This window comes from Polynucleobacter sp. JS-Safj-400b-B2 (genome assembly GCF_018881975.1).
Lineage (GTDB): Bacteria > Pseudomonadota > Gammaproteobacteria > Burkholderiales > Burkholderiaceae > Polynucleobacter.
Genome location: NZ_JACVPJ010000006.1, coordinates 124,892 through 134,992 on the forward strand (window position 1 = coordinate 124,892; position 10,101 = coordinate 134,992).

A 10,101-nucleotide genomic window follows, 5' to 3' on the forward strand; every position below is an offset into this window, starting at 1 on the left:
GCCATGGAATTTTTCCGGATCAAAAAAGATATCCCCTTTATGCGCCATGCATTGGTGCTAAATGCAGTTTCTTTAATTACTTTTTTAGCCGCAGCCTTTTTCCTTTGGCATAACGGCCTGCACCTCTCCATCGAATTTACAGGTGGTACGGTCATGGAGGTGAGCTATCCACAGACTGCCCCATTGGACGCTATTCGCTCCAAGGTTGAAAAGCTTGGCTATGCGGATACTCAGATTCAAAACTTTGGTAGTTCACGCGATGTGATGATTCGCTTGCCTTTGCAAAAGGATGCTGAAGGCAAACTCATTTCCTCGGCCGATCAAAGCATGGCAGTGATGCAGGTTCTCGATCCAGCGGCGAGTGGTGTAAAGCTCCAGCGCGTCGAATTTGTTGGCCCACAGGTTGGGCGTGAGCTAGCAATGGATGGATTAATGGCTTTGCTATTTGTCATCATCGGCATCGTGGTCTACCTCTCCTTCCGCTTTGAGTGGAAGTTTGCGGTTGCGGGCATCATCGCAAACTTGCATGACATTGTGATCATTCTGGGTTTCTTCGCATTCTTCCAATGGGAATTCTCCCTCTCCGTATTGGCAGCAGTTTTGGCAGTTCTAGGCTACTCAGTGAATGAATCCGTGGTGATCTTTGACCGTATTCGCGAAAACTTCCGCAAATACCGCAAGATGAATACCCGTGAAATTATTGATAACGCAATCACTAGCACTATCAGCCGTACTGTAATCACGCACGGCAGTACCGAGATGATGGTTCTGGCGATGCTGATCTTTGGTGGCCCAACGCTCTTCTATTTCGCTTTAGCGCTAACCATTGGTATTTTGTTTGGTATTTACTCTTCTGTTTTCGTTGCAGCAGCTTTGGCCATGTGGCTTGGTGTTACACGCGAAGACTTAGTCAAAGGTGATAAAAAGCCTGATGACAATGCCCGTAACGACGACCCTAACTTCGGGGCACGCGTTTAACTAAGTTATCTTTAGTTTAGAGAAAAGTTTTAACGATCAAGGGCAGCTAAGATTTTCTTAGTTGCTCCTTGATGTTGGGCTGAATAAGACTTCGCAGCTACACTCATCTTTGCCAACTCGGCAGTATTTAATAGCAATACCTTCAAAGCTTCCGTCAAGGCAATCGGTTCAGTTAAGAGCAGTTCGCCCTTGATACGTTTTGCTGCACCACTATCAAGCGCATCTAAAGCTGCCTGCTGAAAGTTATAGGTATGCTCGCCCAACAAAACAGGGCAGCCAGCTGCGCACGCCTCAATCAGATTTTGACCCCCAAATGGCAACAGGCTACCGCCCATGAGCACCAAGTCTGAAGCGCTGTAATACAACGGCATCTCACCCATAGAATCGCCAAGTACAACATCTAATCCAACACACTCACTTGGAATACCAGCCCATTCACTACGTCGGCGAAATCTTAACCCAGCACCATTAATCTGATCTGCCACCTCAGTGAATCGCTCGGGATGACGTGGCACTAAACAAAGCAAAGGAGGGATCGCAAATGCATTGCTTAAAAGCAAATCCTTCCAGGCCTTCAGAATGATCGCCTCTTCCCCATCGCGCGTACTGGCAGCGCATACCATCATGCGATTCCCAGCATGTAATTCCTTCTGCCATTCTTTGCCCTTAGCCAGTAATTGAGGATCGGGCGGAACGTCAAACTTCAGATTACCCGTAATGACAACATTTTCAACACCTAAGCTGCGGTAACGCTGCGCATCGAATTCGGTTTGTGCCAAGATGCCCGCAAAAGCCTGAAATAAAGCACGTCCTGCTTTGCCAAACCGATTGACGCGACGAGCACTTCGTTCAGATAAACGCGCATTGACCAAGAACAAGGGCAAACCAATCTCTTTACAGCGAAAAACTACCGTTGGCCAAGCTTCAGTTTCCATGAAGAGGCCCAGCTTTGGTTTAAAGGTCTTCAAGAAATGCTCCACAGCCCAACAAATGTCATACGGCAAATAGACCTGTCGCATTTGCCCAGAAGCAATCTCTTTTGAAAATAACTGCTTCCCAGTACGGCGCCCATTCAAAGTCATATGCGTGAGAAGAATGGATTCGCCCCTAGCTAAATAAGCTTCAATCAAAGGTTGAGATGCGCGAGTTTCACCAACCGAAACTGCATGAACCCAAATAGATCCTTGAGTAATGGGTTTGTTATAACCAAAACCCAAGCGCTCAGGAATGTGATGCAAATATGAGAAGGCGTGACGGGCTCGCCAAGCCAAGCGTATGAATGCTAATGGCAATAAGAAATGCCATAGCAGTTGGTAAGCAGCAAACCAGATCCGGGGACGTGCCCCGTATTCTGAATTGGTAGTCAAACTCACTTTTTGAGACGTTCGGTCAACTCGACCGCCTTGCCTAAGTATGAAGATGGGGTCATTTCCAGCAAACGTGCCTTAGCATCTTCCGGAATTTTTAAGCCACGAATAAAGGCTTGAAGATCCGCCTGGTTAATACCCTTGCCACGGGTCAATTCTTTTAACTGCTCGTAGGGATTTTCGATGCCGTAGCGACGCATCACAGTTTGCACAGGCTCAGCCAAAACTTCCCAACAAGCATCTAAATCAGCAGCGATCGCAGAAAGATTAACCTCTAATTTCCCAAGACCACGCAAAGCACTGTCATAAGCCAATACGCTATGACCAAATGCGGGTCCAAGATTGCGCAATACGGTGGAATCGGTGAGGTCACGTTGCCAACGAGAGATTGGCAACTTTTCAGCAAGGTGACGCAGTAATGCATTAGCAACGCCCAAGTTTCCTTCGGAGTTTTCAAAGTCAATTGGGTTTACTTTATGCGGCATCGTGGATGAACCAATCTCACCCGCTTTCGTACGCTGCTTGAAATACCCAACCGAAATGTAAGCCCAGAAGTCACGATCCATATCCAAGAGAATCGTATTGGCACGTGCAATTGCATCAAAGAGCTGAGCCATACCATCGTGCGGCTCAATTTGAATGGTGTATGGATTGAAGGTGAGACCCAGTCGCTTCTCAACTACATTCTTAGAAAAATTTTCCCAATCAAAATCAGGATAGGCTGATATGTGAGCGTTGTAGTTACCTACTGCGCCATTCATCTTACCAAGCAAGGGAGCTGCAGCGATAGATTCGATTGCACGCTCTAAACGCTTAGCAATATTCGCAACCTCCTTACCCAAGGTGCTTGGTGAGGCTGGCTGTCCATGCGTACGAGAAAGCAAAGGTACCTTAGCGTGCTCGAGTGCCAAGTCAGTTAGAACAGAGAGCACTTTACGAAGTTGAGGTAAGAGCACTTCATCGCGGGCGCCACGCAACATCAAACCATGTGAGGTGTTATTGATATCTTCGGATGTACAGGCAAAGTGGATGAACTCACTCGCTTTTAATAAATCTGGGCGACCTGCTACTTTTTCTTTTAAGAAGTACTCAACTGCTTTTACGTCATGATTAGTTACTGCTTCAATATCTTTAATACGCTGGGCATCCGCATCAGAAAAATTTTCTGGCAGTGCTAGTAGAAAAGCTTCGTCAGCGGCATTTATTTTTGGTACATCAGGAAGGCCAGCAGCAGCCAAAGCCAGAAGCCAATGAATTTCCACAAAAACACGCTGACGCATAAAAGCAGCTTCGGAAAGCCATGGACGCAAGGCATCCAGTTTTCCGGCATAACGGCCATCTAGGGGTGAAAGGGCATTAAGGGTTGAAAGCGGCTGACTCACGAATATTGCCTTTACATTGAATATGTCAATAAAAGATGATTTTAATGCGTTCCGGCGTACAGCAAAGCCCTAATAGGATGGCTATACTTATGCTCATGAAACTTATCGGATCCCTTACCAGCCCCTACGTACGTAAAGTACGCATTGTTTTTAATGAGAAAAAGGTCGACGTTGACCTCGAATTAGAAAATGTCTGGGCTGCAGACACCAAAATAGCCCTAAACAACCCCTTAGGTAAGGTTCCTTGCCTCATTGCAGACGACGGGGAGGCTATCTATGACTCCCGCGTGATCGCCGAATATGCTGATGGCCTAAGCCCAGTAAGCAAGCTTATTCCGGCCGATAACCGCGAACGCGCTGCCGTAAAAACCTGGGAAGCGCTAGCAGACGGAGTGATGGATGCTGGCATTTTGGCTCGTTTAGAGCGGACCTTGCGCCCAGCAGAGCAGCAAAGCCAAACTTGGTATGACCGCCAAATGGGCAAGATTAATGATGCCCTACGTCAAATGTCTGAACAACTAGGTGGAAATGCTTGGTGTCACGGCAATCAAATCACCTTGGCAGATATCGCAGTAGGTTGCGCAATCGGATACTTATTATTTCGCTTTCCAGAAGTGAAATGGCAAACCCAATATCCAAATTTAGATCGTCTGTATCAAAAATTATTACAGCGACCTTCTTTTATTGAAACTGAACTACCTGCTGCCTAATTAACCCACTACTTAATAGAAAATGCCAATCAATACTGATTGGCATTTTTGTATCCGCTATTTGACGTTGAAAATTATGCAGAAATGATTCCACCACCCAAACAAATATCCCCGTCATACAAGACGGCAGATTGCCCTGGAGTAACAGCCCACTGCGCCTCTGGAAAACTCAAGTCAAAACTCAGCGCTTGATCACCAGCACTCAATGTACAAGCAGAGTCTGCCTGACGATAGCGCGTCTTAGCCGAATAGTTTCCAGGCGTTGGCGCCACACCAGATACCCAACTAGCATCCATCGCAGATAGCTGGTTAGCCAATAGCCATGGGTGTTCGTGGCCTTGCGCTACATATAGAGTGTTGTTAGGAACGTCCTTACGGGCCACATACCAAGCATCGCCATTGCCGTCTTGACTACCGCCCAAACCAATACCTTTACGCTGACCTAAAGTAAAGAAGGCTAAGCCCATATGCTCTCCAACCGTCTTACCTTCTGGCGTTTTAATAGGGCCAGGCACACGAGGCAAATAGCGATTTAAGAATTCTCTAAAAGGACGTTCGCCAATAAAACAAATGCCGGTGGAGTCTTTCTTTTTAGCGTTGTGCAAGCCGATTTGCTCTGCAATTTTTCTGACTTCCGTTTTTGGAATTTCTCCAAGCGGGAACATCACGTTTGCCAATTGTTGCTGCGTTAAGCGATGCAAGAAATAACTTTGGTCTTTACTGGCATCAACAGCTTTCAACAACTGCACTCTGCCGCCATCGTGGCGTACACGTGCATAGTGCCCTGTTGCAATAGCATCTGCACCTAAACTCATGGCGTGATCTAGGAATGCTTTGAACTTAATTTCGGCATTACATAGAACATCTGGATTGGGTGTTCGTCCTGCAGCGTATTCGCGCAAGAAATCGGCAAATACACGCTCACGGTACTCGGCAGCAAAATTTACCGCCTCGACGTCAATTCCGATCATATCGGCCACTGAAACCACATCTAGCCAGTCCTGGCGGGCTGAACAGTACTCGTCGCTATCGTCATCCTCCCAATTTTTCATAAAAAGGCCAATTACTTCAAAGCCTTGCTCCTTAAGCATCCAGGCAGCAACCGACGAATCTACCCCTCCAGACATGCCAATAACGACCTTTTTGGGCCTGGAAGACGGGATTGAGGAAGAATTAGGTTGGATCATCAAAAAAATGCGAAAATACTTATAGACAGATAAACCCCATTGTAGAAGCCTCAACCAGGCTTCGCATGATTTTAGGCAAAACCATAGCCGGCAGACCTGGGGGCCCAATAAGTAGGTAAAACCTACCCTATTTATCTATAAAATAGACTTCTTATAAATTTTGCTTTTGGAGACATGCCATGCGCATAGGAGTGCCACTGGAAACAAGGCCTGGGGAAACCCGAGTAGCCGCCACACCAGAAACCGTTAAAAAATTAATTGGTCAAGGTCATACCGTCGTTATTCAAAAAGATGCTGGGGTAAAAGCCAGTCAACCTGACTCTATGTACGAAGCTGTAGGCGCAACTATTGGTAGCGCTGCAGATGCATTTGGTGCGGAGATTGTTCTTAAAGTACGCGCGCCCGAGGCAGCTGAACTAAAACAGATTAAATCTGGTGCTGTGCTTCTGGGCATGCTTGATCCATTTGATAACGACATGATTGCAGCTATGGCTGCGCAAGGTGTTACTGCATTCTCTTTAGAAGCCGCGCCACGCACAACACGCGCGCAAAGCATGGACGTTTTATCTTCCCAAGCAAATATTGCTGGGTACAAAGCAGTATTGGTTGCAGCAAATGAATATCAACGCTTCATGCCAATGTTGATGACTGCTGCAGGTACCGTGAAAGCTGCTCGCATATTGATCTTGGGTGCTGGTGTTGCAGGCTTGCAAGCAATTGCTACTGCAAAGCGTCTTGGTGCCGTGATTGAAGCATCTGATGTACGTCCAGCAGCCAAAGAACAAATCGAATCATTGGGTGCCAAATTTGTTGATGTTCCCTATGAAACTGATGAAGAGCGTGAGATAGCAAAAGGTGTTGGTGGCTATGCCCGTCCAATGCCTGAAGCATGGATGAAGCGCCAAGCTGCCTTGGTTGCAGAGCGCGCCCAACAAGCCGATATCGTCATTACTACCGCATTGATTCCAGGACGTAAGCCGCCCGTGCTTTTACATAGTGACACTGTTGCCAATATGAAGCCTGGCTCGATCGTGATTGACTTGGCTGCAGGCAAGGGTGATAACGGTTCAGGCAACTGCCCGTTAACGCAAGCAGATAAAGTGGTCGATGTAAATGGCGTGAAGATTGTTGGTTACACTAATTTAGCCAGCATGGTTGCAGCAGATGCTTCTGCACTCTACTCACGTAACTTGCTCGATTTCATGAAGCTTATTGTGGATAAAGAAGCAAAGTTAGTTATCCCAAGTAATGATGACATCGTTACCGCTTGCTTAATGTGTCGTGATGGCCAAGCCATTCGCAAAAACTAATAGTACAAATACTAAGGAAATACTATGGATCTCGCTGCCTTTCAAAGCATCCTCACCGTTCAAAACATTACCGTGTTTGTGTTGGCCATTTTTGTTGGCTATCACGTAGTTTGGAACGTTACTCCAGCATTACATACGCCTTTAATGGCGGTGACCAACGCCATCTCCGGCATCATCATCGTTGGCGCGTTGTTGCAAACTGAAGTCATCGGTGGCGATGAAATCACGCTCACCAGCATCATTGGTGCAGTAGCGGTATTCCTCGCATCTATCAATATTTTTGGTGGCTTTATGGTCACCCGTCGCATGCTTGAAATGTTCAAGAAAAAAGCTCCTAAAGCTGATGCGGCTGGATCCAAATAAACCTAGAATAAGACCAATATAGAGACCAAAACTATGTCAAACATAACCGCTATTTCTTATCTCATTTCATCGGTGTTGTTCATCCTCGCTCTGCGTGGCTTATCTTCACCAACTACTTCACGCCAAGGTAATACTTTCGGCATGATTGGTATGTTGTTAGCAGTCATTACCACCTTCTTCATTCCTGATTTCAAGCCAGTCATCTCTTTGATTGGTGTCGCAATCGTAGGTGGTGCCATCATTGGAACGATCGCTGCTAAACGCGTGCAAATGACCAAGATGCCTGAATTGGTTGCTTTGATGCACTCCTTTGTGGGCTTGTCAGCTGTATTAATTGCAATTGCTGCGGTCTTTAATCCTGCACATGACCATACTGGTGCCCAGAAGATCGAACTCTTCATTGGCGCGTTTATTGGCGCTATCACCTTTACTGCATCCGTGATTGCATTTGGTAAGTTATCTGGCAAGGTTAGCGGTAAGCCAGTTACCTTCGCTGGTCAACATTTGCTGAATTTGATTTTGGCTGTCTCAATGGTTGGCGCTGGTATTGCTTATTACATGGGTGATAGCCACGCAGCCTTCTTGGCAATGTGCGCCATTGCTTTGGTATTGGGCGTGACCTTAATCATTCCTATCGGTGGTGCTGATATGCCAGTGGTTGTATCAATGCTCAATAGTTATTCTGGTTGGGCCGCAGCTGGTATTGGTTTCACCTTAAACAACCCAGTGTTGATTATTGCGGGTGCTTGCGTTGGCTCATCAGGTGCGATCCTGTCTTACATCATGTGTAAGGCGATGAACCGCTCCATCCTAGCGGTATTGCTTGGCGGCTTTGGCGCTGAAGCAGCTGCCGGCGGTGGCGATGATGGTGGCCCCAAGAACTACAAAACAGGATCACCCGAAGATGCAGCTTTCCTGATGGAAAATGCTGACACTGTGATCATTGTTCCAGGTTATGGCTTAGCAGTGGCTCGCGCTCAACACGCATTGAAAGAATTAACTGAAAAATTGACTCATCATGGCGTGACCGTGAAATACGCGATTCATCCAGTGGCAGGCCGTATGCCTGGTCACATGAACGTACTATTGGCTGAAGCTGAAGTTCCATACGATCAAGTATTTGAGATGGAAGATATCAATAGCGACTTTGGTCAAGCTGACGTAGTGTTAGTACTTGGCGCTAACGACGTGGTGAATCCTGCAGCTCGCACTCCTGGTAGCCCAATCTTTGGTATGCCAATCTTGGAAGCATTTAAAGCTAAAACCATTATTGTGAACAAGCGCTCTATGGCAGCTGGTTATGCAGGCCTAGATAACGAACTCTTCTACATGGATAAAACCATGATGGTCTTCGGTGATGCGAAGAAGGTAGTTGAAGAGATGGTCAAGGCTGTTGAATAAGCTCAGTCCCCAGATCATCAAATAATTAACCGCCTTCGGGCGGTTTTTTATTACACTAAACAAACTCCTTAATAAAGCGATACCACCTTACAAGAGCTTGCCATGCCAAATTTCATTGGGAATCATCTCAATTTTGTTAAATACGCACCTTTAATATTTTTTGTCTCTATCCTGACATTCTTATTAATGGGTTGGCTCTTCGGAAAATACCGCCTACGTACCTCAAATCAGGTAATTGTTCGAGATTCTTTGGCAACCGCTATCTTTGGATTATCGGCACTGGTTCTCGGTTTTACATTCTCAGGTGCAAATGATCATTTTGATAAACGCGTCAGCCTCATGCATGCTCAAGCTGATGCCATTACCCAAATCTACCAATCTAGCAAGTACCTCTCTCCAAAAGATCAAATTGAAGTACGAAAGTCGCTTAAAGAAATTCTTGAAGACCGTCTTGAGTTATATCAAGAGGTCAATACATTCGCCGACCTGAATGCAAATATAGCCCGCCTAGGCAACAAGTTAAATGAATTTAATGAATTAATGATGTTGAGCATTCCTCGCGCACCAATTAGTAATAGAGAATTAGCGGAGAAAATCTTAAGACCTCAAACTGATCGGCTCATGGAAGTTTTACGTGATGGCATGTTAAATGCTAGACATCACCCTCCCCCGATTCTTGACCGCTTCTTATTTGCCCTACTATCGATTGGTGCGCTTTTAAGCGGCTATGCCATGGCAGTTAAGAATGAAGAGGATTGGTTTTTAACTGCCCTTTACCTAGGATTGATAGGATTCGCGCTTTATGTGATCTTTGCCCTAGAGTTTCCAAATCAACTATTCCCATACGAATCTTTCAACGCAGACTTATTGCGAACACAAAAACTATTTCAATAATCTGCCGATGAAGATCTAACGTCTTTGATAGCTATTGGATAAATTGTCTTGCAGTACATAGGCAATACCATTGGCTACCAAAGAAAGATCTTGATCGAGTACACGGCTTCGGTAAGTCCAGCCAGCAGGTAATTTCAGCTGCTCACCCAATACCGGGAGATCTTTCATACTGAGCGCGGGATTCACAATTTGTGAATATGACTGCATTACATAAACATCACCTCCAGGAGAGGTGAGTTCATACACGGCGCTACCTACTCTATAAATGAAATTGGTAGTACGAGTAATTTCATTTGGGGTGTATTGCTTGCTGCCCATAAATTGCTTTAGTAAACCCAACTGAATCGTCGCACGTAAATTCATCTCAATGCCGCCAAAAGGTCTTGAATTCAACTGATCGATGCAACACACTACAAACTGCGTAAGCAAAAGGAGTGTTGCTCATGAAACAACGGCCCCGAATCTATTACACGGCCACCCAGAAGGCTTTAATGTGGGAACGCTGGCAA

At 45.9% G+C, this 10,101-nt stretch carries 10 protein-coding genes; 6 read left to right on the forward strand and 4 right to left on the reverse strand.

The window, feature by feature from the left end:
* The first annotated feature begins 3 nt into the window (after positions 1-3).
* Positions 4-978 carry a protein translocase subunit SecF gene (gene secF, locus ICN48_RS08645; RefSeq protein WP_216153295.1) on the forward strand — a complete coding sequence of 325 codons (975 nt, stop codon included), beginning with the start codon at positions 4-6 and terminating at the stop codon, positions 976-978.
* Positions 979-1,007: 29 nt separating this feature from the next.
* Here the strand turns inward: secF and ICN48_RS08650 are convergent, their stop codons facing one another.
* Positions 1,008-2,351, reverse strand: coding sequence for a 3-deoxy-D-manno-octulosonic acid transferase (locus ICN48_RS08650; RefSeq protein ID WP_216153296.1), 1,344 nt, complete (start codon positions 2,349-2,351; stop codon positions 1,008-1,010).
* On the reverse strand, positions 2,348-3,727 hold the full coding sequence (gene purB, locus ICN48_RS08655; RefSeq protein WP_216153297.1) for an adenylosuccinate lyase: 1,380 nt from the start codon (positions 3,725-3,727) through the stop codon (positions 2,348-2,350). Before purB ends, ICN48_RS08650 begins: the two co-directional genes overlap by 4 nt.
* Positions 3,728-3,822: 95 nt before the next feature.
* Between purB and ICN48_RS08660 the strand changes: the two genes are divergently transcribed.
* Positions 3,823-4,437 carry a glutathione S-transferase N-terminal domain-containing protein gene (locus ICN48_RS08660; RefSeq protein ID WP_216153298.1) on the forward strand — a complete coding sequence of 205 codons (615 nt, stop codon included), beginning with the start codon at positions 3,823-3,825 and terminating at the stop codon, positions 4,435-4,437.
* A gap of 74 nt (positions 4,438-4,511) precedes the next feature.
* Here the strand turns inward: ICN48_RS08660 and mnmA are convergent, their stop codons facing one another.
* The gene (mnmA, locus tag ICN48_RS08665; protein WP_216153299.1) at positions 4,512-5,624 is read right to left on the reverse strand and encodes a tRNA 2-thiouridine(34) synthase MnmA; all 1,113 of its coding nucleotides are present in this window, start codon (positions 5,622-5,624) and stop codon (positions 4,512-4,514) included.
* Positions 5,625-5,803: 179 nt separating this feature from the next.
* On the opposite strand from mnmA, the gene ICN48_RS08670 reads away from it, so the two are divergent.
* From ICN48_RS08670 to ICN48_RS08685, 4 genes are all read left to right on the forward strand, one after another.
* On the forward strand, positions 5,804-6,934 hold the full coding sequence (locus ICN48_RS08670; RefSeq protein ID WP_216153300.1) for a Re/Si-specific NAD(P)(+) transhydrogenase subunit alpha: 1,131 nt from the start codon (positions 5,804-5,806) through the stop codon (positions 6,932-6,934).
* Positions 6,935-6,958: 24 nt separating this feature from the next.
* Positions 6,959-7,297 carry a proton-translocating transhydrogenase family protein gene (locus ICN48_RS08675; protein ID WP_216153301.1) on the forward strand — a complete coding sequence of 113 codons (339 nt, stop codon included), beginning with the start codon at positions 6,959-6,961 and terminating at the stop codon, positions 7,295-7,297.
* Between the two features lie 33 nt (positions 7,298-7,330).
* A complete protein-coding gene (locus tag ICN48_RS08680; RefSeq protein ID WP_216153302.1) occupies positions 7,331-8,698 on the forward strand; it encodes an NAD(P)(+) transhydrogenase (Re/Si-specific) subunit beta in 1,368 nt (455 codons plus the stop codon).
* A gap of 102 nt (positions 8,699-8,800) precedes the next feature.
* The gene (locus ICN48_RS08685) at positions 8,801-9,592 is read left to right on the forward strand and encodes a hypothetical protein (protein ID WP_216153303.1); all 792 of its coding nucleotides are present in this window, start codon (positions 8,801-8,803) and stop codon (positions 9,590-9,592) included.
* Positions 9,593-9,607: 15 nt separating this feature from the next.
* Here ICN48_RS08685 and ICN48_RS08690 read toward each other — a convergent pair whose 3' ends face one another.
* Positions 9,608-9,985, reverse strand: a complete 378-nt coding sequence (locus ICN48_RS08690; protein WP_216153304.1) for a hypothetical protein — start codon at positions 9,983-9,985, stop codon at positions 9,608-9,610.
* Positions 9,986-10,101: the final 116 nt, after the last annotated feature.